23 protein-coding genes are annotated in these 25,380 nt (G+C 61.8%); 6 read left to right on the forward strand and 17 right to left on the reverse strand.

The features are described from left to right. Positions 1-2 precede the first annotated feature (2 nt). Together OKW37_RS35620 and OKW37_RS35625 are read right to left on the reverse strand one after the other, a co-directional pair. Positions 3-1,352, reverse strand: a complete 1,350-nt coding sequence (locus OKW37_RS35620) for a DUF1329 domain-containing protein (protein WP_311734815.1) — start codon at positions 1,350-1,352, stop codon at positions 3-5. A gap of 14 nt (positions 1,353-1,366) precedes the next feature. Next, on the reverse strand, positions 1,367-3,064 hold the full coding sequence (locus tag OKW37_RS35625; RefSeq protein WP_260321267.1) for a DUF1302 domain-containing protein: 1,698 nt from the start codon (positions 3,062-3,064) through the stop codon (positions 1,367-1,369). Between the two features lie 1,202 nt (positions 3,065-4,266). Between OKW37_RS35625 and OKW37_RS35630 the strand changes: the two genes are divergently transcribed. Next, positions 4,267-4,926 (forward strand): TetR/AcrR family transcriptional regulator, encoded by a 660-nt coding sequence (locus OKW37_RS35630; RefSeq protein WP_184061953.1) that lies wholly within the window; start codon positions 4,267-4,269, stop codon positions 4,924-4,926. Positions 4,927-5,067: 141 nt separating this feature from the next. Here OKW37_RS35630 and OKW37_RS35635 read toward each other — a convergent pair whose 3' ends face one another. From OKW37_RS35635 to OKW37_RS35705, 15 genes are all read right to left on the reverse strand, one after another. Next, positions 5,068-6,297 carry a cytochrome P450 gene (locus tag OKW37_RS35635; protein ID WP_429403737.1) on the reverse strand — a complete coding sequence of 410 codons (1,230 nt, stop codon included), beginning with the start codon at positions 6,295-6,297 and terminating at the stop codon, positions 5,068-5,070. Positions 6,298-6,363: 66 nt separating this feature from the next. Further along, positions 6,364-7,497 (reverse strand): acyl-CoA dehydrogenase family protein, encoded by a 1,134-nt coding sequence (locus OKW37_RS35640; protein ID WP_429403738.1) that lies wholly within the window; start codon positions 7,495-7,497, stop codon positions 6,364-6,366. 9 nt (positions 7,498-7,506) lie between these two features. Then, positions 7,507-8,715, reverse strand: a complete 1,209-nt coding sequence (locus OKW37_RS35645; RefSeq protein ID WP_429404381.1) for an acyl-CoA dehydrogenase family protein — start codon at positions 8,713-8,715, stop codon at positions 7,507-7,509. A 138-nt stretch (positions 8,716-8,853) separates the two neighbouring features. Further along, positions 8,854-9,723, reverse strand: coding sequence for a MaoC/PaaZ C-terminal domain-containing protein (locus OKW37_RS35650; RefSeq protein ID WP_429403739.1), 870 nt, complete (start codon positions 9,721-9,723; stop codon positions 8,854-8,856). Between the two features lie 22 nt (positions 9,724-9,745). After that, positions 9,746-10,552: an enoyl-CoA hydratase gene (locus tag OKW37_RS35655; protein ID WP_090808781.1), complete on the reverse strand. Its 807-nt coding sequence runs from the start codon at positions 10,550-10,552 to the stop codon at positions 9,746-9,748. A gap of 16 nt (positions 10,553-10,568) precedes the next feature. Beyond that, positions 10,569-11,735 carry an acyl-CoA dehydrogenase family protein gene (locus OKW37_RS35660; protein WP_429403740.1) on the reverse strand — a complete coding sequence of 389 codons (1,167 nt, stop codon included), beginning with the start codon at positions 11,733-11,735 and terminating at the stop codon, positions 10,569-10,571. A gap of 34 nt (positions 11,736-11,769) precedes the next feature. Next, on the reverse strand, positions 11,770-12,924 hold the full coding sequence (locus tag OKW37_RS35665; RefSeq protein WP_429403741.1) for an acyl-CoA dehydrogenase family protein: 1,155 nt from the start codon (positions 12,922-12,924) through the stop codon (positions 11,770-11,772). 31 nt (positions 12,925-12,955) lie between these two features. Next, positions 12,956-14,155 (reverse strand): acyl-CoA dehydrogenase family protein, encoded by a 1,200-nt coding sequence (locus tag OKW37_RS35670; RefSeq protein ID WP_429403742.1) that lies wholly within the window; start codon positions 14,153-14,155, stop codon positions 12,956-12,958. 43 nt (positions 14,156-14,198) lie between these two features. Beyond that, positions 14,199-15,341 (reverse strand): CaiB/BaiF CoA transferase family protein, encoded by a 1,143-nt coding sequence (locus tag OKW37_RS35675; RefSeq protein ID WP_429403743.1) that lies wholly within the window; start codon positions 15,339-15,341, stop codon positions 14,199-14,201. Between the two features lie 3 nt (positions 15,342-15,344). Continuing rightward, a complete protein-coding gene (locus OKW37_RS35680) occupies positions 15,345-16,199 on the reverse strand; it encodes an SDR family oxidoreductase (protein WP_184061961.1) in 855 nt (284 codons plus the stop codon). Positions 16,200-16,243: 44 nt separating this feature from the next. Continuing rightward, a complete protein-coding gene (locus OKW37_RS35685) occupies positions 16,244-17,059 on the reverse strand; it encodes an enoyl-CoA hydratase/isomerase family protein (RefSeq protein WP_429403744.1) in 816 nt (271 codons plus the stop codon). 17 nt (positions 17,060-17,076) lie between these two features. After that, positions 17,077-17,883 (reverse strand): enoyl-CoA hydratase/isomerase family protein, encoded by an 807-nt coding sequence (locus tag OKW37_RS35690; RefSeq protein ID WP_429403745.1) that lies wholly within the window; start codon positions 17,881-17,883, stop codon positions 17,077-17,079. 11 nt (positions 17,884-17,894) lie between these two features. Next, positions 17,895-18,695 (reverse strand): enoyl-CoA hydratase/isomerase family protein, encoded by an 801-nt coding sequence (locus OKW37_RS35695; RefSeq protein WP_429403746.1) that lies wholly within the window; start codon positions 18,693-18,695, stop codon positions 17,895-17,897. 105 nt (positions 18,696-18,800) lie between these two features. Beyond that, positions 18,801-19,952: a thiolase gene (locus tag OKW37_RS35700; RefSeq protein WP_429403747.1), complete on the reverse strand. Its 1,152-nt coding sequence runs from the start codon at positions 19,950-19,952 to the stop codon at positions 18,801-18,803. A 59-nt stretch (positions 19,953-20,011) separates the two neighbouring features. After that, entirely contained in the window at positions 20,012-20,377 is a 366-nt protein-coding gene (locus OKW37_RS35705; RefSeq protein ID WP_184061966.1) for a Zn-ribbon domain-containing OB-fold protein, read from the reverse strand. Positions 20,378-20,764: 387 nt separating this feature from the next. On the opposite strand from OKW37_RS35705, the gene OKW37_RS35710 reads away from it, so the two are divergent. From OKW37_RS35710 to OKW37_RS35730, 5 genes are read left to right on the forward strand one after another with little or no spacing between them, the layout of a single operon-like run. Further along, complete coding sequence (locus tag OKW37_RS35710) at positions 20,765-21,928, forward strand: acyl-CoA dehydrogenase family protein (protein ID WP_429403748.1); 1,164 nt, start codon at positions 20,765-20,767, stop codon at positions 21,926-21,928. A gap of 49 nt (positions 21,929-21,977) precedes the next feature. Further along, positions 21,978-22,454: a MaoC family dehydratase gene (locus tag OKW37_RS35715; protein ID WP_090808761.1), complete on the forward strand. Its 477-nt coding sequence runs from the start codon at positions 21,978-21,980 to the stop codon at positions 22,452-22,454. Positions 22,455-22,456: 2 nt separating this feature from the next. Beyond that, positions 22,457-23,710 carry a CaiB/BaiF CoA transferase family protein gene (locus OKW37_RS35720; RefSeq protein ID WP_429403749.1) on the forward strand — a complete coding sequence of 418 codons (1,254 nt, stop codon included), beginning with the start codon at positions 22,457-22,459 and terminating at the stop codon, positions 23,708-23,710. Positions 23,711-23,748: 38 nt separating this feature from the next. Then, on the forward strand, positions 23,749-24,513 hold the full coding sequence (locus OKW37_RS35725; RefSeq protein WP_184061969.1) for a glucose 1-dehydrogenase: 765 nt from the start codon (positions 23,749-23,751) through the stop codon (positions 24,511-24,513). A gap of 43 nt (positions 24,514-24,556) precedes the next feature. Continuing rightward, entirely contained in the window at positions 24,557-25,333 is a 777-nt protein-coding gene (locus OKW37_RS35730; protein ID WP_184032198.1) for an enoyl-CoA hydratase-related protein, read from the forward strand. The last annotated feature ends 47 nt before the right edge of the window (positions 25,334-25,380 follow it).

Consider the following 25,380-nt stretch of genomic DNA (forward strand, 5'->3'; position numbering starts at 1 on the left):
AATTAGCGCACACCCGCGGATTGCATACGCTCCGGCGTGAAGTAGTCATTTGGGAAATTCACGTTGAAGAAAATCCCGGGCGAGTCCGCCGGATGGCTACCGAAGATATAAATGCCGCTGTTGAAGTCGTAGAACCAGTTACCGAGCGAATACGGCACCTTGTAGTCGTACGCTGGAACCGTGGTCTCAAAGCCGGCCCGATAGAGCTTGCCGGACTGGTCGTAGGCATCCATCATTCCCCCGCCGCCATCCTCGTCGAAGTACAGCGTCTTCTTGCTGTAGATGTGACGCGCGCCCGGCTTGAGCGTCAGCTCCACGACCCATACGCGGTGCAGCTCCCACCGGACATAATCGGGATTCACGAAATGCGGCGTGGTGATCTTGCTGGCCGGCGTGTCGTACTGCTGCTTGTAGTCGTTGTACGGAATGTACATTTCCTTCTTGCCGACCAGCTTCGCGTTCCAGCGATCGATCTTGCCGTAGAACAACTGGATGTCGTCCATCGTGATCGCGCCCGAATAGCCGGGGTTCGGCGTGTCGTAGGCGAGATCGGGCGCCACGCGCACGCGGCGTTGGCCCGGGTTGTATTCCCACGATTGCTGATCGTGATCGGCCGAATCCGTGAAGTACCAGAAGAGCGTCGTGTCGCCAATCAGGCGGGCCGGTGACGCGTAGTCGTTATATACCTGATACCAGATCGCGAGGGGGCCCTTCTTGCGAAACTCCGCTTCGTCCTTCGGCTCGAAATACGGATAGAGCAGCGAACTCTTGAACTGCGCAGCAAGAATCGGCGTGCCGCTCGAATCGACGAGCCACGTCTTCACGTTGTTTTTCTGGGCCGTTCCGACGTAGCGTAATTCCCAGTCCCACAGCGCCTCCTGACCGTTTTTCGGCACCGGGAACGGCTTGCCGCCGAACGCCCCATCGATATAAAGGCCGTTTTTTTCGAGCTTGGCACTTTCCGCGTCCTTTTCCGAGTTCTGGAGATACCAGTCCGGATACGAAACCGAGCGGTGCGTCGGGTAAACGTCCATCCGGTAAGTCGGATAGCGCTTGAACAGCTCGATCGAGGCGGCGCTCAGTTTGTCGGCGTATTGCTGATAGTTCTGAGCCGTGATTTGCAGAACCGGCTTTTCACCGGGAAACGGGTCGGCCCATTTTCCGGAGTCGGCCTTGAACCCGGTCGGAAAGTCCTTGATGCCCCCCGTGTAGGCCGGAATCGTGCCGTCCTTGTTGCCGGCAATTTCCGCGCCGAACGGCGTGATCCCACTCTCGATCGCCAGCGTATACGGTGAGGCCCAAACCGCGGCGAGTATCGCCAGCGCCTTAAGAAGCTTTGGGAAACTTTTCACACGTGCCTCCATCATCAAAACGTTGTCTGATAGGTGATGCCGATCCACGACTTGTCGCTGTACGGTGCACCGAGCGCCGTCGCGGCTCCCGCCGTTGAGTACCCCTTCTTGTTCATGTAGTAGGTGTAGGTAATGTCCACCTCATGCTTGTTGTAGATCGTGAAATCAAGCCCGACCACGAAGGTGTTCTGCCCCTGTGCTTCGGCCGCTGGCGCGATGACAGATGAGTAGCCCTTCAGATTCAGATTAACGAACAGCGGCATCGTCAAATCAACCCCAGGGAATACCTGATACCACTGCGGGCTCGCACCAATGCCGATCCCGGCCCAGAAGCGCGTCGAGCAGTTGTTAAACGCGGAGTTGCCCGATGCCGAACATTGGCCCGTGGTGTCATAGCTGGAATTGGCAAAGTTCCGCGCATTCGATTGCACGCTTAGCAGCTGGTTGAACGCGAATTCCGCCTGCAGGAACATGTTGTCCCACATGGGCGTCTTGCCGAACGACTGCGTGACGTTCAGCAGACCGTGCAGCGTGCGACCCGTCGGCGCATCGTTGACCGTCGTCGTGTTGACGGCATTGAGTGGCATGTTCCAGCGATACGACAGCTCGCCTGCCACTGCCGCGCTGCCGATCGCACTGTTGAAGCCAGCGCCGATCAGGTTCACGTCGTTGCCGTACTTCGCCGTAACACCGGGAAGGTTGGTGCCCGGGAAGAGTTCGGGTCCGGCACCCGGGAGTAGCACCGCCGCCCACGGCATCTTCATGGCGAAGTGGCGGTACGTAAATTCATAGGTCGTTGCGATCGAATCGACACGCCACTTGCCGTCGATGCCGATATCGCCGATCTGGCCTTTCGTCGGCGCGATGCGCGGAATCGCGAATGTGCCCAGCCCCGGAATGTTTTGGTAGCTGGCGATCGGAGGGCCGTAAAGAATAGGATCGGCACCGCCGAAATATGTGCCGCCTTCAGGCAGCCGATCGTGATTCCATTCGAACGTGTACTGCGCGCCGAGAGAGAACGTGTCGGTAATGCTCGTCGTCACGTTGGCCTGAGCCGTCGGCAACACGATTTCCTTGAGCGAAGCGCTCGGGCTCTGCGTCAGTTTCATCAGGTCGAGCGGCTGCTGACCGATGGCCACCGAGTTCGCGCCACCCAGCGTAGCAAACGCCGACTGCCCCCAGGTGACTGCCGTCCGGCCGAGCTTGACGTTGACAGAGTGACCACCGAGGTCAAAAGTGTGGAACACGAACGCATCACGCAGCTCGGCGCTCGGCCCCTGGTAGTACTTCTTGATGTAGCTGGTGTACTCGTTGTTCGGATAGTTCGGAGGAAATGCAGGATTGCTCGTATTGTGATTCTTGAACGTCGGGTCGTACCACGCGTCCATACTGATGCGGAAGCCGGACGTGTCCTTGTACTTGAAATCGAATTCGCTGTAGAGGTTCAGCATCGACTGGATCGTGCTGAACTTCGGCGTCGATAGATCGCCTTCGTCGTAGGTCGGGCTGTTCGTGTAGAAGTGGCTCGGGTTCTGAAGCCGGATGCCGTAGTCCGCACGCACCGTGTTGTCCCATTCCATGTCGATGTCCGGGTTCGGCACATCGAAGTGGAAGGCGTTGGCGTTTGCGCTCCACAACCCGCACGCTGCAGCGATGCAGGTCGCGTGCACGCCAAGGCTGATCGCACTTGGCTTTAGACTCTTCTGTTTCATGCGTCTCCTCTTGTCTTTGTCGCGCTGCCGCAGAAAAGGCCCAGGCCTTTGGACTGCCGCAGACTTTTGCAATGAAGCGAAACCGGCCTCCCTACCTCGTCAGCATCGCGCCTCGGATACCTCCCACAGCGTCACCAGAATGCGAATGCTGTTCGGAAAGATAAACGCTCGAAACTCGACTGTCAACGCTCGCTCACCCCTAAGTGATGCAATTTTCCGAACGACGTTCAAAATGCGGGGTAAACGTGGATTTGAGTTTGGTGATGAACTCGAAGCGGTCCGCGCATGGCCGCGTGACGCGGATGAGACAGTGGCGACGCTTGCATTTGCGAGGTGTCCGATTCGACTGCGCAGATTGACGATGCAAACCATGGATGGCTTTCGGAAAACCGTCCGAGCCGATGATGAATCAATAGCTTGTGCGATCGGATCAGTTTCCTCTGCAGTCCTTTTGTATAGGCTGGTCATGGACCGCGATCAGACGAATCGCTTATCCCGTTCCTGCGTAGAAGTGCCTTTCTGGTTTGCGGGGAGGAGGCGGGAACACGCGCCATGCCCCGTCGTCGTGCCGAAAGAAGAATATCGCGAGGGAGTTCTCAGCGGCGGACGACCGCGCAAGTACACACCTCGTCTGGCCTGAATTTGCGAAAGTACATCGGGTGATGTGCACCGAGGTGGTTGCAGTGGGCGCAATCCACTTGTCGATCAGCCAACGCAAAGAACCTTCCCCAACCTTCATGTCCAGCTCCTTCTACGGCCTGTGCGCGCTGCTGACATCACAACCACGAACGCAAATTGGCGACTCTAACCGGCCAACCCCAAACCCTGCGAATCCGCTGCTTCGGCTTGCGACACAGCGGGAATGGTCGGGTTCCGGCGTAATGTGTCGATTGACTAAATAGTAGTAGTCAGCCGACCCATTATCAAGCCCAGATGACACTAGGGGAAATGCTGGTATGGACAAACCTCCCCTTTATTCGGGTAGGATATGTGATGTCGCGAGCGACTGGATCAGACTCTATCTAAAGGCTAATTAGTCGTCGGACACATATTAATTCGTCATTCGACTATCATCAGATTAATGCCGGCGCTGCCCGATCCGGATCGAACGGCGCTCGTATCAGGCGGGGTATAGCCCGCAGATACACGTCCCGGACTGGCAACAAGCGAGAGGACAGCAGACGCCAAGGAGAGCACAACAGATGAAAGACCTGACCATCTCATCGGCAGACCTCGGCAACACGGCAGCAGACGGGCCCAAACGGCGCGGGAACAGAACGACCCGCGTGCCCGCCATCATCGAAGTGGCGATCGAGGTCTTCGCATCCGAAGGTAACGCAGGTTTCACTCAACGCCGAATTGCCAGCGAGGCAGGGATTCGATTGAGGACCTTGCAGCACTACTTCAGCACCCGCGAAGAACTATTGCGGGCCACGATCGAGGCATACACGGATCGCTATTTCGAGCACTATCGGACGATCGCCCAGGACAAATCCCGGCCACCGGAAGCGCGACTGGATGTCATCGTCGACGAGGCGTTCTCCGTACTGACGGCGAGCGGCGGAAACCGCGTTAGCGCCTTTGTGCTGGAATGCTGGAGCCTCGCAGAGCATGAGCCCTTTCTGCATGCCCTGATGGCGAAATCTACTGCGGATTTTCAGGGTCTCCTGGCGGAACTGATCGCGCAGATCAACCCAACCTTGCCCTCGGGAGAATGCACGTTGCGCGGCGCCCTACTCCTTTCACATCTGCACGGTCTGGTCGTCTTTCTTCGCCGGTCAGGCGCGGACACATTTAATGCAGACTCGTTCCGTCACGCCATGAAGGTCGTCTGGCGAGCGTTGAGCAAGGCATCTCCATAAAACTGCAAGGCAGTTGCTTGTGCCAGAATCGCGCCCGGATGGAGCGGTCGGCGCGCCATGTGACGGGCACACCGAGCCGCAGCTCCCCTTCTACAGACGCACATGATCACAATGGCCAGCTCAGGCCATTGTGACCGATCCTCAGCGGACCACGTCCCAGACAAGAGGCAAGTGGTATAGCGTGCCGTTCACACCTCCGTGGACACCCGCTTTCTCGCCAGGCTTGATCTGGAAATCGGGAATCCGCTTAAGCCATTCCTGAAGGAAAACCTTCAACTCCACGCGCGCAAGGAACGAGCCGGGACAACGATGCGCGCCATTGCCGAACGTCGAATGAATCGGCGTGGGCCGAGTGAAATCGACGCTCAGCGGATCGTCGAACTTCCTCTCGTCCAGACCGTGCAGTGTGGTCGGCATGATGATCATGTCACCCGCCTTCATCTGCACGCCCTTGTACTCGAAATCGTGTGTGATCCGCCGCCCTTGATTGACCACCGGGAAGCGCCGCAGAAGCTCGTCCACGGCCTTCTGCGTCAGTTCGGGGTTGTCGATGAGCTGCTTGCGGTGGGCCGGGCTCCCGGCGAGGAATCGCGCGATAAAGCCCATTGCCGAGGCAACCGTGTCGAGGCCGCCAATCAGCACGAGACCACAGAGCCCCTGCGCTTCTTCGTCGGTGAGCGCGCGCCCGTCGATCTTCGAATGGACGATCTTGCTGATGAGATCGTCACCCGGGTTCGCGCGGCGTTCCGCAATCTTCACCCCCAGGTACTGAAAAATCGCACCGAGCGCCTTGAGCTTCTCGTTGGCATCGACCGGGCGGACCATCTTGTCAGCGAGGCCGAGCAAGTACTCGCGATCCTCGGCGGGCAGCGCCACCATGTTCATGAAAATGCCGATCGGAAGATGTTGCGCAAACCCCGATACGAATTCCACCTCGCCCTTAGGATAAAAGCCTTCGATCAGTTCGATCGCCATTTCGCGCGCCTTCTCCTCGAGCTTGCCGATTGCCTGCGGCATGAACGCGGGCGCGATCAGCGCGCGATAGGCGGTGTGCTGCGGAGGATCGAAGAAGATCGGCGGCAACGGTTGATGCTCGACGAGCGGCACTGTCAGCTGCTTCGACGAGAAATTCTCGTAGTCCTTGAGGATGTGATAGATGTCATCGCCGCGCGTCGCGATCCAGTGTCCGCCGTTGCGGGGTGTCCAGAGAATGTCGGGAATGCCTTCGGCGTGCAACTGCTTGAGCGAGAGATGGTAGTCGTCTTCGGCACCCGGCGGATTGTAGATATCGATGTCGAACACTCGTTCAGGCAATACGTGCGCGGGAATTGGCGCCAGATCCGGAGTCCCGCCATGAGCAGCTACTGACATTAGTTGTCTCCTTTCGAATCGACCGGTATGAGCGGTCAGGACCATTCTTCATCTGATTAACCGCAATTACAGGAACGCGCCGTACAGCTCGATATGGTGTTCGGTGTTTCCCCAAGTCATGTCGATGCAGGTGAGCCGCTTCACGTACCACCCCACCGCCAGTTCGTCCGTCATGCCCATCCCTCCGTGCAGTTGTACCGCTTGCTGTGCCACGAAGCGTGCACTACGGCCAATGAGCGCCTTTGCGGCTGTAACAGCACGATGGGCTTCCAGGTCATCGTCCTCGCCAAGTTTCGCGGCAGCAAAGAAGACCATCGATTTCGCCTGCTCTACCGCGGTCAAAATATCGGCGGCGCGATGCTGCAGCGCCTGGAACTTGCCGATCGGCGAGCCAAACTGCTTTCGCGTGCGCAGGTATTCAAAGGTCAGATCGCTCAGCCGCGACATCGCGCCGACCGCTTCCGCGCACAGCGCAAAAATGCCTTGATCGACGACCCACTCGAGCAACGGGTAGCCCTGATCGACGGCGCCGATGACAGCCGTTACACCGACGTGTACGTCGTCCAGCACTACCTCGGCGACACGCTGGCCATCGAGTGCCGGAAATCCTTTGACGCTCACACCTTGCGTTCGCGCATCGACGGCGAAGAGTGTGATGCCGTGCCTGTCGGTCTGCTCGCCTGCGCTACGCGCCGAAACCAGCAGAATGTCCGCGCTGTCGCCGTGCAGTACAACGCCTTTGCGTCCATTCAGGATGAACCCGTCACGCGTTGGCTCGGCCCTCGTCGCAACGTTCCACAAATCGAAACGCGCACCAGGTTCGAGTGTCGCGAGCGCGGTCTTCAGGCTGCCGTCGGCGATACCGGCCAGCAGCTCGGCCTTGCGCGCCTCGTGTCCCGCGCGCCCGATCAGCTTCGCGCCGATCACGGCCGTCGAAACAAACGGCTCCAGTACGAGTCCACGGCCGAAGGCCTCCATCACGAGCATGGTCTCGACCGGCCCCGTGCCAAGGCCGCCATGATCCTGCGGCACGTTCAGCGCCAGCACGCCCATTTCGGCCAGCGTCGTCCAGTGCGCAGCCGACCAGCCCTCAGGCGTAGCGGCGAGACGGCGCCTCGCCTCGAAGTCGTATTCCTTTTCGACGAAACGGCCGACCACGTCGGCCAGCATCTGTTCCTCTTCAACCAGCGTGAAGTCCATGGCGTGTCCTCAGATGCCGAGCGCCTGCTTGGCGATGATGTTTTTCTGCACTTCAGTCGAACCGCCGTAGATCGAAATCTTGCGCCAGTCCAGGTAGTGCGCGGCCAGCGCGTTGAGCAGCTCGCCGTTCGCGGTTTCGCCGCGCCAGTGCGCCTCCAGCGCTTCGCTTACAAAAGGCACCGCATAGGGGCCTGCGCATTCCATGATCAGCTCCGTAAGCTCCTGCTGAATCTCCGAACCGCGGATTTTCAGCACCGAAGCCTCCGGTCCGATGGGACGTCCTGCAGTTTCGGCTGAGACGACGCGCAGCAGCGACCATTCGTGCGCGATCAAATCGATTTCCACCCTGGCGATGCGATCGCGAAAGCGAACGTCCTCGATGAGAGGCTTGCCGTGCTTACGCTCGGTGCTGGCAATCTCCTTCAGACGTCGCATGAAACGCTTGCAGTTGCCGAGGCCGGCGATATTGGTCCGCTCGTGGCCGAGCAGGTACTTGGCGATCGACCAGCCGCGATGCTCCTCACCGACGAGATTGCTCACTGGCACTGCCACATTGTCGAAGAACACTTCGTTGACGTCGTGGCCGCCGTCAAGCGTGCGGATGGGTCTGACCGTAATGCCGGGCGTGGACATATCGATCAGCAGGAACGAGATGCCTTCCTGTGGGCGGCCGCTGCCATCCGTGCGGACCAGGCAGAAAATCCAGTTCGCCCATTGGGCAAACGAGGTCCAGATCTTCTGGCCGTTGACGACGTAGAACGGTTGACCGTCGCGCTCGACACGGTCCGCACGCGTCTTGAGCGACGCCAGATCGGAACCCGCACCCGGCTCGGAGTAACCCTGACACCACCAGTCCTCCATCGAGATGATGCGCGGCAGGAACCGTTCGCGCTGCGCGTCGGTGCCGAACTTCTGGATTACAGGTCCAACCATCGAAAGGCCAAACGGCATCTGGCGCGGCGCGCCGGCGGTAAAGCATTCCTCGTCGAAAATGTTGCGCTGCGCGGCATTCCAGGCGGCGCCGCCGAATTGCGCGGGCCATGCAGGTGCGCCCCATCCCTTCCCGGCCAGAATGCGTTGCCAGCGCACGTAGTCTTCGCGCGGCACATGGCGGAAGTTCAGCACCCGTTCACGAATGTCGTCGGGCAAATGAGTCGCTACGAATTCGCGCACCGTGGTGCGAAATTCCTTGTCGGCGGGACTCTCTTTCAGGTCCATTTCAGCCTCCCGCCGGGCCGCCCCCAAGGGAGGCTGAAGCCCCCCGGGGGGCCGCGAACAACAGTGAGCATGGGGGTCGTTTCATTTCAGGCTCCAGTCGCGGCCCGGCAAAGCTCGTTGGCGCTGCCGGGCGCGGTTTCAGGCAATTTCCACGATTCCGTTGTTCAGCACCACCACATCGCGTGCGTCGACGCGCGCCCGCAGATGCAGACGCGTGTCACTGTCCCGCCAGAACTGGAAGCGCACTTCTTCGCCGGGGTACACCGGCGCGGTCAGGCGCAAGGCGAGTCGCTTCAGACGCTTGGCATCGTTGCCCGCGAAGGTGCGAATCGCGGCGTAACCCGCCATGCCATAGGTCGCGAGGCCGTGAAGAATGGGCCGCTTGAATCCGGCTTTCGACGCCACCTCCGGGTCCGCGTGCAGGGGGTTGGCGTCGCCCGAAAGGCGGTAGATCAACGCTGCATGCGCGCCGGTCGAAAACACGTATTCCGCGTCCGGCGCGCGCTCCGGCACAGCCGGAAGCGCTTCGGGCGGCGCGTCGCTCGCGCCCGACCCGGCGCTGAACCCTCCGTCGCCGCGCAGAAAGGACACCTGCCGGACTTCGGCAAGTTGTTCGCCCGTCGAGGCGTCGATGATGTCACGCTTGAGCTCGACGATCGCGCCCTTGCCCGCGCCCTTGTCCGAGATGCGGCTCACCCGCGTCTTGCTGACGATGGTCGCTGCAACCGGCATCGGGCGCATGAAGCGAACGTCCTGCTCACCGTGCACGAGCTTCAGGTAGTCGATGCCCGTACGCGAATCGCGCATCCACGATTTCGGCCACGCGAACGCGGCCGCGCAAGTCGGCATCGCTTGCAGGTCCTTTTCATATACGTAGCGCAGCTGTTCTGCGTCCAGCGGGTCTGCGCCCAACCCGAGACCCAGCGAATACAGCATCACGTCGCGCTCGCTATATGTCTGCGTGACATCTTCGATCGGCCAGTTCTTGACGACTTCGTAGTTCAGCATCAGGTGGTAGTCCTATGGGTGCTCAGTAGTCCGTGAAGTTGGGCTTGCGCTTCTCGAGAAAGCTCGCCATGCCTTCCTTGTAGTCATCGCACTGGTTGGCGATCGGCATGTCCAACCCGGCGTGTATCACCGCCTCGTGGGGCGTCTGGAACGGCACCTCCCAGACCTGCTCCTTCATGATGCGCATCGAGCGCGGCGAGCAGTACTCCGCCATTTCACGCGCGTACGCATAGGTCTCCTCGACCAGCTTGTCCGCCGGAATTGCCCGATTCACGAGTCCCATACGTTCGGCTTCGCGCCCCTTGATCTTGCGTCCCGACAGCAGCAGGTCGAGCGCATGTGCCTGGCCGACGTGACGCGCGAGTATCCAGGCCATTCCGTATTCCGCGCTCAGGCCGCGGCGCGCGAATGCCGTCGTGATGGTCGCGTCTTCGGACGCAAAGCGGATGTCGCAGAAAAGGGCGTGGATCAGGCCAATGCCGACAGTGGCGCCGTTGAGCATCGCGATCACCGGCTTCGGAATGGCCGGGTAGTAAGAGCAGCGCGTTTGCCAGTCGGCGCGCTTGCGCATATCGAACGGACGCGGGAGCTTCGTCATGAGCGCGGCGGGATCACCGCCGAAGCTGTGAATATCGCCGCCCGCGCAAAACGCCTTGCCCGCGCCGGTGAAAACGATCACGCGCACGCCATGGTCCGCGCCCGCCGCCTGCATCGCCTCGTACACTTCGGTCGCCACCTGGTCGTTCCAGGTGTTCATATGTTCCGGGCGGTTCAGCGTGATCGTCGCTACCCGGTCCTTGACGTCGTACAGAATGGTCTCGAAGCGCATCAGATCCCTCCAAAGCTCAGAATGAACGCGGCAGGTCGAGCACGTGCTCGGCGACGTAGGACAGAATCAGGTTCGTCGAAATCGGCGCCACCTGATAGAGCCGGGTTTCGCGAAACTTGCGCTCGACATCGTATTCGCAAGCGAAACCGAAGCCGCCATGGGTCTGCAGACAGGCATTGGCGGCTTTCCACGAAGCCGTGGCCGCGAGATGCTTGGCCATGTTCGCTTCCGCGCCGCACGGTTGATGGTTGTCGAACAGTTCGCAGGCCTTGTAGCGCATCAGATCCGCCGCGCGCACGTCGATGTAGGCCTCGGCGATCGGGAACTGGATGCCCTGGTTCATACCGATGGGCCGGTCGAACACGATACGCTCGCTGGCGTACTTCGACGCGCGCTCGACGAACCAGTAGCCGTCGCCGATGCACTCGGCCGCGATCAGTGCGCGCTCGGCGTTGAGTCCGTCGAGGATGTACTTGAAGCCCTTGCCTTCCTCGCCAATCAGGTTCTCTTCAGGAATCTCCAGATTGTCGAAGAACAGCTCGTTCGTCTCGTGATTGACCATGTTCGGAATCGGCCGCACGGTCAGGCCATTGCCGATAGCCTGGTGCAGGTCCACGAGAAAGCACGACAGCCCATCCGACTTCTTCTTCACGTCCGACAACGGCGTGGTGCGTGCGAGCAGGATCATCATGTCCGAATGCTGCACGCGTGATATCCATACCTTCTGGCCGCTCACCACGTACCGGTCGTCTCTTTTTACAGCAGTGGTCTTCAGCTTCGTCGTGTCCGTTCCGGTGGTCGGTTCGGTCACAGCCATCGATTGCAGACGCAATTCTCCGCTCGCGATCTTCGGCAGGTATTTGCGCTTTTGCGCCTCCGAGCCGTTTCTGAGCAGCGTATTCATGTTGTACATCTGGCCATGACAAAAGCCAGAGTTGCCGCCGTTGCGGTTGATCTCCTCCATGATCACGGACGCCTCGGTCAACCCGAGACCTGAACCGCCATACTCCTGAGGGATCAGCGCGGCCATCCAGCCGGCCTTCGTCAGCGCGTCCACAAACGCCTCGGGATAGACGCGCTCGTGATCGATGCGGCGCCAGTACTCGTCGGGGTACGCCTTCGAGAGGTCGCGCAAGGCGTCGCGCAGTTCCTGATATTGATCGGGTGGGGAAATTCGGCTCATGAATGGTTTCCGTTTGCTTGGCTGGACGCGCGGCTCACGCTGCTGCATCGATCAGTCCGCCTGCATTGGCGAGCTGGGTCAGATGATGTTCGGTCGAACCGAACTGGATATCGATCACGCTCAGGCGTCTCAGGTAGTGACCGATCTTGCACTCCTCGGTCATCCCGATGCCGCCGTGCAATTGCACGCCTTGTTGACCGACGAAGCGGCCCGAGCGCCCGATCTGCACTTTCGCCGCCGACATACTGCGATCGCGTTCCGCCGCGTCCGGCTCCTCGCTCATCATGGTCGCGAAAAGCGCCATGCTGCGCGCCTGCTCCACCATGACGAGCATGTCGACTGCACGATGCTGGAGCGCCTGGAATGATCCGATAGGCACCCCGAACTGCTTGCGGACCTTCAGGTACTCCACGGTTTCTTCGTGCGCAGCTGCCATTGCACCTACGGCTTCCGCGCTCACTGCCGCGATCGCGTGCGCAACGACCCTTTCTATCAGCGGCAACGCGGCGCCCGCGGTGCCCAGAACGTCGCTATCTGGAACGCGCACCCGCGACAACTCGACGTCGGCCGCACGCAGCCGGTCTTGCGTCGGATACGGGTGGCGCGTCACGCCCTGCGCGTCGGCCCTGACCACGAACAGCCCGATGCCGTCACGCTCGCGCCTACCACCGGACACGCGCGCCGACACCACGAGAACGTCGGCGCTGCCGCCGTGGAGCACGACGCGCTTGGCGCCGTCGAGCACCCAGCCGGCGGCTTCGCGTCGTGCGGTGGTCGCAACGTCCGCGAGGTCGTACCGCGCCTGCGCCTCGCTGTGTGCGAACGCCATCTGCAACTCACCCTGCGCAATCTGCGGCAGAATCGCCGCGCGTTGCGCCGCGTTGCCGCCAAGCCGCACCAAGCCGCCGCCCAGCACGACCGTCGCGAGATACGGTTCGACCGCGAGAGCGCGGCCCAACGCCTCCATCACGATCATCGTTTCGACAGGGCCGCAGTTGCTGCCGCCGTATTCCTCGTCAAACGAAAGGCCCAACAGACCCATGTCGGCGTAACGCGCCCAAAGCTCGCGGCTGAAACCGTCCGGCTCAGCGAGATACTTCGCGCGCTGCTCGAACCCGTACCCGTCTTTGACGAGCCGGTCGACGCTGTCCTTGAGCATGCGTTGCTCATCGGTGAAATCAAAGTCCATATCTGATGCTTCTCCGCAGTTCGCCCGTCGCTCAAAGTCCGAGTACGGACTTGGCGAGAATGTTCTTCTGAATCTCGTTGGAGCCGCCCACGATCGAAACGTGGCGCGCGAAGTAGTGATTCGGCGCAACGGTGAGCGCCCATTCGGGTTCGCGAACCGGATCGGCAAGCCCACGCAGGAAGTCGAGGTCGAGCGGTAGAGCATCCGGCCCTGCCACCTCGAGGAGCAATTCAGCTGCGAGTTGCTGCAGCTCCGAACCCTTGATCTTCAGGATCGAAGTCTTCGGGTCGGGCACGTGGCTCTGCTGCGCGCTGCTCTCGGCGATCACGCGCATCTGCGTCATCTCCAAGGCCTTCAGTTCCACCTCGACAGCCGCGACACGTTCACGAAAACGCGAGTCGTCCCACAGCACACCGTCGCCGCAGGGCACGCGCTTCGCAAGATCCTTCGCGTGACGCACGCGCATCTTCGAAACGCCCACGCGCGCAATGCCGCTGCGTTCGTTGCCAAGGAGATACTTCGCGTAGTCCCAACCCTTGTTCTCCTCGCCAATTCGGTTCGCAACCGGCACGCGCACGTTGTCGAAGAACACCTCGTTGGTTTCATGGTGGCCGTCGATCGTGACGATCGGGCGGACGGTCAGGCCCGGTGTCTTCATGTCGATCAGCAGGTATGTGATGCCCTGCTGCTTCTTGCCGCTCGAATCCGTGCGTACGAGACAGAACATCCAGTCCGCGTGATGCGCCGTCGAAGTCCAGAGCTTCTGGCCGTTGATCACGTAGTGGTCCCCGTCGCGCACCGCCTGGGTTCGCAGCGCGGCCAGGTCCGAACCGGCTCCGGGCTCGGAGAATCCCTGGCAGAACCAGTATTCGAGGCTCGCGATGCGAGGCAGGAAATGGCGCTTCTGCTCTTCGCTGCCGAACGCGATCAACACCGGACCGATCATGTTCACGTTGAATGACAGCGTCTCGGGCGCCGGGGCCATGTGCAGCTCTTCCTTGAAGATGTATTGCTGCACCACGCTCCAGCCCGTCCCGCCCCACGCCTTGTCCCACGCTGGCGTCGCCCAGCCGCGCTCGTAGAGCATACGTTGCCAGCGACGCAGGTCGGCCGCCGAATAGCGCTGCCCCAAGGTAGCTTTGCGTCGGATGTCGGCCGGCAGCGCTTCCTTGAAGAAGGCTCTGACCTCATTGCGGAACGCCAGCTCTTCGTCGGTATATCGCAGATCCATGAGTGTCTCGTTTCGTCTTTATGGGTCGCCTGTCGGGTGCGGCTCAGGCCAGCGTTCCCGCTTCTTTCAACTCGCCAATGCGGCCCGGTTCGAGCCATGCCGCCAGCGCGGTGTCGATCGTGGTCGCGTCGGGCGCCTCGGGCGCCGTCGGCTTCGCGGGCACCGTGGCGGAGAAGCGCGGCGCCGGCGCGGGCTGCACGATGCCGTCCACTTCGATGAACGTGCCGCGCGCCTTCAGATGCGCATGCTCGGGTGCCTCGGTCCACGACAGAACCGGTGCGAAGCACGCGTCCGTGTGTTCGAGCAAGGTGGTCCATTGCTCGCGTGTGCGTCGCTTGAATTTCAGCGCGAACAGTGCGCGCGCGGCGGGCCAGTTGCTTGCGTCGAGCTGCGTACCCAGCGTTTGCGGATCGATGTCGAGCAGGCGGAGGAGTTCGAGATAGAACTTGTCCTCGATGGGACCGACCGTAATCCACTTGCCGTCCGCGCATTCATAAACGTCGTAGAAGTGCGATCCCGAATCCGTGATATTCGTCCCGCGCCCGTCGCGCCAGATGCCGGCAGCCTGCATGCCGAAGAACGTGGTAGCAAGGTTGGCCGTGCCGTCGACGATCGCGGCATCCACGATCTGTCCCGCGCCGCCGTTGCGCGCATGCAGGATCGCCGCCAGGAGCCCCATTGCAAGGTACAGCGAACCGCCCGCATAGTCGCCGATCAGATTCAGGGGTATCGACGGCGGCTGATCGCGGCGGCCAATTGCGTTGAGGACGCCGGTGATCGCGATGTAGTTCAGGTCATGCCCGGCGTACTGCGCGAGCGGACCTTGCTGGCCCCATCCCGTGATGCGTCCGTAAGCGAGCTTCGGATTGCGTTCGAGGCAGGCCTGCGGACCCAGCCCGAGTCGCTCGGTCACGCCGGGTCGGAAACCTTCTATCAGGGCATCGGCGCGCTCCACCAGCGTGAGCACGAGTTCGACGGCCTCCGGGTCTTTCAGGTCGAGCGCAATCGTCTTCCGGTTGCGCAGCAACAGGTTGTAGCGCAGCGGACGCTCGATACCGAGCTTGACCGGCTGGCGACGTTCGATGCGCAACACCGTCGCACCCAGATCGGCGAGCAGCATCGCCGCCATGGGCCCCGGGCCGATGCCGGCCAGCTCGATGATTCGAACTCCTGCAAGCGGACCCATGGTTCAACCCTTGCGAGCGTGGGCGCGCATGGCGTCCCATTGCTCGTCGGTCCAGTCCTGCATCGCACGGAAGGTCGGGCCGCCAACACCCTGCATCCAGCGGCCGCCGTCGATCACGATCATGTCGCCGGTGATGTAGCCGGAGCCATTGGACGCCAGATAAGCGTAGAGATTGGCAAGTTCCGCGTGATCGCCGAAGCGCCGCAGCGGCACCGAGCGCTCCTGCGGCTCGACCTGCGAGCCCGGCGGGTACAACTGCTCCCATGCGCCCGGCGTCGGGAACAGTCCGGGCGCCACCGCGTTCAGGCGAATGCCCTTCGGGCCCCACTCGACCGCAAGGCTGCGGGTCATGGCGAGAATACCCGCCTTCGCGGCCGCGGACGGCACGGTAAAGGCCGAGCCGGTCATCGTGGGCGTCGATACGGTACTGATCACGTTGCCCGGGTGACCCGCGTCGATCCAGCGCTTGCCCGCCGCGATCGTGCAATAGAAGCTGCCGTGCAGCACGATGTCGAGCACCGCATCCACCGCGCGCGCCGACAGGCTTTCCGTGCGCGCGATGAAGTTGGCCGCCGCGTTGTTCAGCAATACGTCGAGCGGACCATCCCGCCAGATGGTCTCCATCATCGACTCGACGGACTCGGCGCTGCGCACGTCCGCCTGCACCGTCGTGACACGCGCGCCAGGCACGACGCCGCGAAACTCGTCGGCCGTCGCGTCCAGCACTTCCTTGCGGCGACCGCAGATGACGAGATCGGCGCCCAGTTCGAGGTAGCGCAGGCCGATACTCTTACCAAGGCCGGTGCCTCCTCCGGTGATGAGGATTCTTTTGTTCTTCAGCAGGTCAGGCGTAAACATATGCGTTGAACTTCCAGTAGGGACAGCAACGGAGAATGGCGGCGTCAGGCACCCGTGAAAACCGGCTTGCGTTTTTCCATGAAGGCCGTCACCGCCTCCGCGTGGTCGCTCGTTTGACGGGTCAGCGGATTGAGGTCAGTTTCGAGGCGGCATGCGTCTTCGATCGAATTGCCCGCATTGACGAGGCTCGCCTTCAGGAGCGCCAGCGTCACTGGCGGATAGCTCGCGAAGCGCGCCGCGGCCTCGATCGCCGCATCGAGCGCGCCGCCGCTCGCGACCACCTCGCTGACCAGGCCGATGCGGCGCGCCGTGGCCGCGTCGATGACATCGCCTTTCAGCATCAACTCACGCGCCTTGCTGCCGCCGACCTTTTGCGGCAGCGTCCATAGAATTCCCGTGTCGGGAAGCAGTCCGACCTTGCCGAACGCACATGAGTACTTCGCGGTATCGGCACCGACCACGACATCGCATGCAGCCGCCAGCGACAGCCCCGCTCCATAGCACGTGCCCTCCACCGCCGCGACGACCGGCTTCGTGCCCGTATAAATCAGCTTGAACAGACGCACGCCCACCGCGATACGCTCACGAAGCGCCAGCAACTGTAGAGTGGTCGCGTGCATTTCGGACAGGTCGCCGCCCGCGCAAAAATGGCCGCCCGCGCCTGTCAGCACAATGGCGCGCGTTTGCGGATCGTCGTGCATCAGCCGGTGCAAGACCTCGGTCAGCGCAACGCGCATCCTCATGGAGAATGCGTTGCGGCGCTCGGGATAGTTCATCGTGACAATGGTCACGTCGCCTTGACGGCGCACCTGCACGATCTCGTCGGTGCCCGCGGCTTTTTCCTTCTGCTCGATACTCATCGCATTGCTCCCCGCGCTCACTCACCCGTGAAGATCGGTTTGGTCTTTTCCATAAACGCCTTGCAGGCAGCCTGATGGTCTTTCGACTGACGCAGGATGGGCTGATAGTCGATCTCGGCTCGCAGCGCGCCTTCCATGGTCGTCGCCGCGTTGGTCAGCGCGTCCTTCAGCAGCGCCACGCCGAGCGGCGGCAAGTCGGCAAGACCGCGCGCAACTTCGATTGCCTTTGCGCGCGCAGTACCCGGCCCGACGACTTCGTTGGCAAGGTGAATCGTGCCGGCCTTGTCGCCGTCGATTTCAGTGGCGAGCGAGAGCATCTCCCTCGCGCGAGCCATGCCGATGCGCTTCGGAAGCGTCCACAGAATACCGGTGTCCGGAATCAGGCCGACGCGCAGAAACGCCGCGCAAAAGCGTGCATTCGACGCAGCCACGACATAGTCGGTCGCGACCGCGAGCGACAGCCCGGCGCCGAAGGCTACGCCTTCCACGGCAGCCACGACCGGCTTCGGTCCCGCCTGCATTTCACGCACTACCACGCACGACTCCGCCAGAATCTCGCGGCTTTGCAGGATCGTGCGCTGCGTCATCTCGGAGATGTCGGCGCCGGCGCAAAAGTGCTCGCCCGCGCCCGTCAGGACGATTGCCCGCGAGTCCGGATCGTCCACCATCAGCCGATGCATCGTGTCGCGCAACAACTGACGCATCTGACGTCCCATCGCGTTGCGGCGTCGGGGATTGTTTAGCGTCACGATCGCGACCGGTCCCTCGCGGGTCACCTCGATCAGCGACGTCGTATCGTTTTCTGCCGTTTCTTTTTCGCTCATGGTGGCTTCCTTCAGTCGGCCACGAACACCGGCTTGCGCTTTTCCATGAAGGCGCGCACGGCCTCCTGGTGTTCGCGGCTGCGGCGCAGGATGGGCTGCAGGTTGACTTCCGCTTCGATGGCGTCGTCGAGCGTACGGATGCCCGTCGCGAGCGCGGCCTTCAGGTGCGCGGTGGCCACCGAGGGCAGTTCCGCGTACTGTTGCGCCACCTTCGAGGCCGCGTTCAGCGCCTCCCCAGGCTCGACGACCTGATTGGCAAAACCGGTCTCGCCCGCTTCGACGCCGTTGAACTCCCGGGCACTCAGCATGAGCTCGCGTGCAAGGCCGCCGCCCACGCGCTGCGACAACGACCAATAGAGCCCCGTATCGGGCAGCAGCCCGACCTTGACGAACGCGCTCGCATAGCGCGCGGCCGATGACGTGACGACATGATCGCAAGCAGCGGCGAGCGACAGACCAGCGCCAAACGCAAACCCTTCGACGGCGGCGACGATCGCTTTCGGGCCTTCCACCATCAGTCTGAAGATATCGAGCGGCAGTTCATTGCGCTGTCGATATTCGAGCACCTTGCGCGTCTGCATCTCCGAGATGTCCCCACCCGCGCAAAACGTATTGCCCGCGCCGGTCAGTACGATCGCACGGCAGGCTTCCTCGTGATGCATCAGGCGATAAAGCCGCGCGTACAACGTCTCGCGCATCTTTAGCGAAAACGCGTTTCGCCGTTGGGGATAGTTCAATGTGACGATCGCGATTGCACCGTCTTGCCGGACCTGTACGATCTCTGCTGCATCGCTGCTGGTCTCTTCGCTCATCTGTCCGTCTCCTGTCGATCGGGGTTAGCGCTTTAGCGCTTACTCCGATCCCATGCAAAGCTGTTGACAGTGACCCTGGCGGGCGGCGTGTCTTACAGCGTGTCTTTACAGGGTTTCCTGCGTCCCGAGAATCACCGTGGCCTGGCTCGAGAGCACACCACCGTTACCGTGCGCGATCGCCAGTTTCGCACCGGGTATCTGGCGCTCACCAGCGCGGCCCGTCAATTGCCGCATCGATTCTTCCATCAGGAACAGCCCATACATGCCGGGGTGAACGCAGGACAAACCGCCGCCGTTCGTATTGACCGCGAGCCGGCCGCCCGGCGCGATGCCGCCGTCTGAAACGAAGTGGCCGCCTTCGCCTTTAGGGCAAAAGCCGAGGTCTTCGAGAAACAGGATGGTGTTGATCGTGAAGGCGTCGTACAGCATCGCGACATCGATATCGTTCGCCTTCACGCCCGCCATTTGACACGCACGCCTGCCCGATTCCGCTGCGGCAGTCACCGTGAGATCCGGCATGCTCGCGATTTCGCGGTGCGAAGTGGCCGAAGCCGCGCCGAGCAGATACACCGGCTTGTCGGTGAGATCACGCGCTCGATCGGCGCGCACCATGACGATCGCTGCCGCGCCATCCGTCACGAGGCAGCAATCGCGCACGGAAAGCGGATCCGACACGAGGCGCGCGCCCATCACATCGTCGATCGACATGGGCGTACGCATATACGCATCCGGATTCAGTTGCGCCCACTTGCGCGCGGCGACGGCCACCTCGGCCAGATGCTCACGCTTCGTGCCGTACTGATGCATATGACGCGCCGCCGCAAGCGCATACGACGACACCGGATTCATCGGCTTATACGGGCTCTCCCACGGCGAAGGACGCGACGACTGCACGAGCTTGCCCGCCGCGCTGCGCTGATTGCTGCCATATGCAATCAAGGCAACATCGATCTGTCCCGTACACAACGCCATGGCCGCCGTGTGCGCGTAGATTTCGAACGCCGATCCGCCGCTTCGGTTGTTGTCGGTGAACTTCGGGTTAATACCGAGGTATTCGGCAAACGTGAGACCCGACAGCATGTCGTCCGGCGTGCACACGAAAAGGCCGTCTACATCGCCAGGCGTAAGTCCCACCTGGGCGAGCGCGTCAACGGACGCACGCGCAGCAAGGTCCAGCGACGACAAGCCAGGTGCTTCCCCCATCCCATAGGTGGCGCCTGCCACCAGTGCGGTACGCCCGCGCAAGTTGAATTCCATTCGATCTACCTTTCATCGGTGTGACCGGCTGTTCACGGCCGGCTGCGGGTTAGCGGGCGTCAGGCTGGTTCGAACACAAGCAATGCCGCTTCCCCTCGGTACACGATCTTCGCCTGCACCGGCATGCCAATGCGCACGGCCTCCGGCTCGATGCCCTCCACACAACTCAGCATGCGCACACCTTCTTCCAGATCGATCACTGCGACGTTGTAGCTGGGCGTGGGCGATTTCTGGCGCACCACAGTAGTGGAATAAACCGTCCCCTTCCCGCAGGCTTCGACCCACTCCAGATCGCGCATCCCGGTAACCGGCTCAGCCACCCGCGGGTAGAAGACATAGCGGCCGCTGCCGCGGCTGCGCTGGATCATCAAGCGGCCCTCGGCCAGGAATTTCTGATAATCGACTTCAGGACAAAGAGAGTCCATTCCCCGCTCCTCCAAATTGTTTTGCCATGGGCTCGCGCCGAATCGAGCCGTTCTGTCGGGCCAAAATGGAACAAATAACCGAACACTGTTCCAAATCTTAAACGCACTGGGAGCGCGCTGTCAACGGCGGGAAAGCCCTGCCGTGCCCCGCCGCGCAAGGCTGAAACTACATCCCGACCAAATTCCCGACGCACCTCGGACAAACCCGCGGGAGCCGGTTTCAGCGCTTGACGATCACCCGGCCCTTCGTTTAATTTATCGAACATCGTTCATAAAAGTGAAGACTTCGAATGTGATCAGGAAGTGGTCGGCGGGGGCGACGTATCCCCACTCCGGAGACGAATCCGCGGGGCCGGCCCGAAAAAACCGTTAGCAAGAGAGCTCGAAGTGACATACGAACTAACAGACGACCAGCTTCAGATCCGCGACCTCATCCGTCGCGTCGCAAGGGAGCGCGTGGCGCCGCGGGCCGACGAGATCGACCGTACGGCCGGGTATCCGCACGACATGTACGCACTGCTCAAGGAGCTTGGCCTCTTCACGTTGCCGTTTCCTGAAGCGTATGGCGGCGCCGGCAGCGTGATGTCGGCCTGCATCGCGGTCGAGGAGTTCGGGCGGGTTTGCTACAACACGGGCTATCTGCTGGTCGTGCAATGGACACCGTTCGGAGCGATTCTCGAAGGCGGCACCGAAGAGCAGAAGGCTCGCCTGCTGCCGGGTCTCGCCTCCGGTGAGTTGCGCGGTGCGCTGTCCATTACCGAGGCTCAAAGCGGCTCCGACGTTTCGGGCATTCGCACGACAGCGCGCCGCAAGAACGGCGGCTATGTGCTCAACGGCTCAAAGATCTGGTGCACGAATTCGCATATCGCCGACTTCATTCTCGTCGCCGCCAAGACGCTCGACGAGGAAGGACAGGCGCTCGGGATCAATCTTTTCATCGTCGATCGCAACACGCCGGGCCTGACGATCGGCAACGAAGAAGACAAGATGGGCGCGCGCGGCGTGGCGTCGTGCCCCCTTTACTTCGACGATGCCTTCATCCGCGCGGAAGACCGTCTCGGGCCGGAAGGCGGCCAGGGGTTCAAGGTGGCCATGGAGGCGCTCAACACGAGCCGTCCCATCGTGGCCGCGCGCGCGGTTGGCATCGCGCAGGGCGCGATCGATCACACCGTCAAATTCATTCAGGACCGCGTTGCATTCGGCCAGAGCATCAGCAACTTTCAGGGTGTGCGCTGGATGATCGCTGACATGGTCACCCAGACCGAGGCCGCGCGCCAACTCGTCTATCGCACGGCGTCGCTCGTCGATGCGGGCGTTAGCGGCCGTGAACTCGCCCCAATGGCGGCGATGGCGAAGATGTTCGCGTCGGATGTCGCCATGAAGGTCGCGACCGATGCCGTGCAGCTATTCGGCGCCGCAGGCATCTCCAACGAGTACCCGATCAACCGTTATTTCCGCGACGCGAAGGTGGTGCAGATCATCGAAGGCACCAACCAGATCCAACGCAACATCGTCGCGGACAGCGTGCTAGGCCGCATCAAGAAGAACTGACAACGACAGCTCAGCTAACAGCCGAGCCGACAACGACAGAGGACAGGCAATGGAAGAAATCGAAACGGTTGGTCTGGGAATTCACTGGGAGGACCTGCCCGTTGGACGCAAGTTCAAGACCGTGGGCCGCACGGTGACCGAAACGGATGTCGTGAATTTTGTTTCGGTGACAGGCATGCTGGAAGTTCTGTTCACCAACACCGAGTTTCTTCGCGAGCAGTCGGCCATCAAGGGGCGCGTCGCGCCGGGCGCGCTGGTCTTCACGCTGATGGAAGGGCTGCTCACGCAGGCCACCATGCAGGGCGTCGGCTTCGCGTTCCTCAACATGGAACTCGACATCAAAGGCCCGACCTATGTGGGCGACACGATTCACGTGGAATGCGAGGTGATCGAATGCAGGCCTAGCAAGGGGCGCCCCGGACTTGGGCTGGTGCGCACCCGTAACCGCGTGATCAGGCAGGACGGCACGGAAGTGATGGTGTACACGCCGCTCAGACTCGTTAAAGGCAAGGAATACAAGGCCTGAGCATGGAAAATCCCCAACAACCCCTCGAACCGGCGACCGGCCCGTTAGCCGGTGTCCGCGTGATCGACCTGACCATCAACGTGCTCGGTCCGGTCGCCACGCAGCTACTCGGCGACATGGGCGCGGACGTCATCAAGATCGAACCGCCCGAAGGCGACCAGAACCGCAAGAACGGCCCTGGCCGCAATCCCGACATGGCAGTGTTCTATACGATCATGAACCGCAACAAGCGCAGCGTGATCCTGAACCTGAAGCAGGCCGAATGCCGCGAAGCGCTGCTCAAGCTCGTCGAGACCGCCGACGTCATCGTGCACAGCATGCGCCCGAGTGCCGCCGAGCGCCTCGGCATCGACTATGAAACCGTGCGGGCGCGCAACCCACGCATCGTGTACGCGTCGGGTGCCGGCTATCGAATCGACGGACCCTACAAGGACCGCCCCGCTTTCGACGACGTGATTCAGGGTGAAACCGGCATTGCCGCGATGAACCGCGACGCGGACGGCTCGCCGCGATACTTCCCCACCGTGATCGTCGACAAGTTCTGCGGCTACGTGCTGGCGTCGTCAATCGGCATGGCGCTCTATCACCGCGAGCGGACCGGTGTCGGCCAACTCGTCCACGTGCCGATGTTCGAAACGATGCTGCAATTCAATCTTTTCGAGCATCTTTGGGAAGGTGCGCTGGGCTCCAATGACGGAACCGGCCTGGGCTATCCGCGCATGTTCTCGCCGCACCGCCGGCCCTACGCGACAAAAGACGGGCATATCTGCCTGCTCGCCGTGAATAACGAGCAATGGCGCCGCGTGCTGTGCGCAATCGATGCAGCGCATCTGCTCGACGACCCGCGCTTCCACCACATGGCCGAGCGTATGCGCAACATCAGCGAGCTGTATCGCATCGTCGGCGACGCCATCCGCAACAAGACGACTGCGGAATGGAATGCGATCTTCGCCTTGGCGGACGTGCCGCACGGTCCCGTGCGCGACCTGAAAGACCTGATGCACGACGCGTACATCAAGGAGACCGGGTTCTTCCAGCGCTTCGAGCACCCGACCGAAGGCGACATGGTCATGACCTCGATACCGGTGCACTTCTCCGAGTCGCCCGGCAACGTTCGCTATCTGCCGCCGAATCTCGGCGAGCACAGCGTCCAGGTTCTGGTCGAAGCGGGATATAGCGCGGACGAAGCGAGCGCGCTCCTCGCCCTGGCCACAGGAAGGGGCGAAGCCGTATCGGAAGCGCTGAGCAAGGATTAACTGGCGCGACAGCGCCTCGCACATCACGGAGGGAATCAATGAAGGGGCTCAAGGAGAAGGTCGTCGTCGTCACTGGCGCGGCAGGTGGGATCGGTTCCGCCATCAGCAGACGATTCGGCGACGAAGGTTCGACCGTCGCGCTGTTCGACCTGAACGAAGAAGGCGCCGTGCGTGTCGCGGCGGAAATCGAGGCGGCGGGCGGCAAGGCGCGAGCCTACCGCGTCGACATCACGGATCACGAAGGTGTGCATGCTGCGGTGGCGAGAGTCGAGGAAGAACTAGGACCGATCGAGGTTCTCGTGAACAACGCCGGCTGGGACATGGGTGCGTTCTTCCTGCAAACCGAGAAACCGTTCTGGGACAAAGTGGTGGCGATCAATCTGTACGGACCGCTGAACATGCACCATGCCGTGCTGCGACGGATGGCCGAACGTGGCCGTGGCCGCGTCGTCAACATCTCGTCGGATGCGGGACGCGTGGGCTCCTCGATGGAAGCGGTGTACTCGTTCTGCAAAGGCGGCCTCATCGCCTTCACGAAGACGATGGCACGCGAAATGGCCCGCCAGATGATTCCCGTCAACGTCGTTTGCCCCGGCCCGACCGCGACCCCGCTTCTCGACAACCTCGCGCAGGGCGAGAAAGGCGAGCGCATCAAGGCCGCCCTGGTGAAGGCCGTGCCGTTCGGCCGCATGGGCGAACCTGGCGACATCCCGGGCGTGGTGGCCTTTCTCGCGAGTGACGACGCCGCGTTCATCAGCGGTCAGGTCATCAGCGTGTCGGGCGGTCTGACGATGGCTGGATAAACGGCAGCGCGAACGCAATCAATCAACAACATTGGAATACGACATGGAATTCAAGGACATCGGCTATCAGGAGGCGGACGGGGTCGCGACGATCACCATCAATCGCCCGAAGGTGTACAACGCATTCAGCGCCAACACCGTCGAGGAGCTCATCAAGGCCTTCGGCCTCGCGGGATGGAACAAGGATATCGGCGTCGTGGTGCTCACGGGCGCCGGCGACAAGGCGTTCTGCACGGGCGGCGACCAGTCCGGCGACGGCTACAACGGGCGCGGCACCGTCGGTCTGCCGATCGAGGAACTGCAAAGCATCATCCGCGACATTCCGAAGCCCGTGATCGCACGCGTGAACGGCTATGCAATCGGCGGCGGCAACGTGCTGGTGACGCTCTGCGATCTCGCCATCGCTGCCGAGACCGCGGTCTTCGGTCAGGTCGGCCCGAAGGTCGGGTCGGTCGATCCGGGCTTCGGCACCGCCTACCTCGCGCGCATCGTCGGCGAGAAGCGCGCGCGGGAAATCTGGTACCTGTGCCGCAAATACAGCGCGAAACAGGCGCTCGACTGGGGTCTCATCAACGCCGTCGTGCCCGCGGAACAACTCGACGCCGAAACGAAGAAGTGGTGCGACGAGATTCTGCAGATGAGCCCTACCGCTATTGCGCTCGCCAAGCGCTCGTTCAATATCGATACCGAGAACATCCGCGGCATCGGCGCGTTCGCGATGCAGGCGCTTGCGATGTACTACGACACCGACGAATCGAAGGAAGGCGGCAATGCGTTCCGCGAAAAGCGCAAGCCGGAGTTTCGCAAGTACGTGAAGTGACCGGCGCAAATGCCGGCAGGGCGACGCTCGGCTTCGGCGTCGCCCTT

Source organism: Paraburkholderia sp. MM5482-R2, from assembly GCF_050436125.1.
GTDB lineage: Bacteria > Pseudomonadota > Gammaproteobacteria > Burkholderiales > Burkholderiaceae > Paraburkholderia > Paraburkholderia tuberum.

Bases quoted from the DNA above. Each gene is read 5' to 3' on its own strand.
- OKW37_RS35645 (WP_429404381.1), bottom strand. From the start codon at position 8,715: ATGGACCTGAAAGAGAGTCCCGCCGACAAGGAATTTCGCACCACGGTG.
- OKW37_RS35725 (WP_184061969.1), top strand. From the start codon at position 23,749: ATGAAGGGGCTCAAGGAGAAGGTCGTCGTCGTCACTGGCGCGGCAGGT.
- OKW37_RS35730 (WP_184032198.1), top strand. From the start codon at position 24,557: ATGGAATTCAAGGACATCGGCTATCAGGAGGCGGACGGGGTCGCGACG.
- OKW37_RS35685 (WP_429403744.1), bottom strand. From the start codon at position 17,059: ATGAGTATCGAGCAGAAGGAAAAAGCCGCGGGCACCGACGAGATCGTG.
- OKW37_RS35690 (WP_429403745.1), bottom strand. From the start codon at position 17,883: ATGAGCGAAAAAGAAACGGCAGAAAACGATACGACGTCGCTGATCGAG.
- OKW37_RS35650 (WP_429403739.1), bottom strand. From the start codon at position 9,723: ATGCTGAACTACGAAGTCGTCAAGAACTGGCCGATCGAAGATGTCACG.
- OKW37_RS35635 (WP_429403737.1), bottom strand. From the start codon at position 6,297: ATGTCAGTAGCTGCTCATGGCGGGACTCCGGATCTGGCGCCAATTCCC.
- OKW37_RS35705 (WP_184061966.1), bottom strand. From the start codon at position 20,377: ATGGACTCTCTTTGTCCTGAAGTCGATTATCAGAAATTCCTGGCCGAG.
- OKW37_RS35675 (WP_429403743.1), bottom strand. From the start codon at position 15,341: ATGGGTCCGCTTGCAGGAGTTCGAATCATCGAGCTGGCCGGCATCGGC.
- OKW37_RS35665 (WP_429403741.1), bottom strand. From the start codon at position 12,924: ATGGACTTTGATTTCACCGATGAGCAACGCATGCTCAAGGACAGCGTC.
- OKW37_RS35680 (WP_184061961.1), bottom strand. From the start codon at position 16,199: ATGTTTACGCCTGACCTGCTGAAGAACAAAAGAATCCTCATCACCGGA.
- OKW37_RS35695 (WP_429403746.1), bottom strand. From the start codon at position 18,695: ATGAGCGAAGAGACCAGCAGCGATGCAGCAGAGATCGTACAGGTCCGG.
- OKW37_RS35625 (WP_260321267.1), bottom strand. From the start codon at position 3,064: ATGAAACAGAAGAGTCTAAAGCCAAGTGCGATCAGCCTTGGCGTGCAC.
- OKW37_RS35700 (WP_429403747.1), bottom strand. From the start codon at position 19,952: ATGGAATTCAACTTGCGCGGGCGTACCGCACTGGTGGCAGGCGCCACC.
- OKW37_RS35715 (WP_090808761.1), top strand. From the start codon at position 21,978: ATGGAAGAAATCGAAACGGTTGGTCTGGGAATTCACTGGGAGGACCTG.
- OKW37_RS35630 (WP_184061953.1), top strand. From the start codon at position 4,267: ATGAAAGACCTGACCATCTCATCGGCAGACCTCGGCAACACGGCAGCA.
- OKW37_RS35640 (WP_429403738.1), bottom strand. From the start codon at position 7,497: ATGGACTTCACGCTGGTTGAAGAGGAACAGATGCTGGCCGACGTGGTC.
- OKW37_RS35660 (WP_429403740.1), bottom strand. From the start codon at position 11,735: ATGAGCCGAATTTCCCCACCCGATCAATATCAGGAACTGCGCGACGCC.
- OKW37_RS35720 (WP_429403749.1), top strand. From the start codon at position 22,457: ATGGAAAATCCCCAACAACCCCTCGAACCGGCGACCGGCCCGTTAGCC.
- OKW37_RS35655 (WP_090808781.1), bottom strand. From the start codon at position 10,552: ATGCGCTTCGAGACCATTCTGTACGACGTCAAGGACCGGGTAGCGACG.
- OKW37_RS35670 (WP_429403742.1), bottom strand. From the start codon at position 14,155: ATGGATCTGCGATATACCGACGAAGAGCTGGCGTTCCGCAATGAGGTC.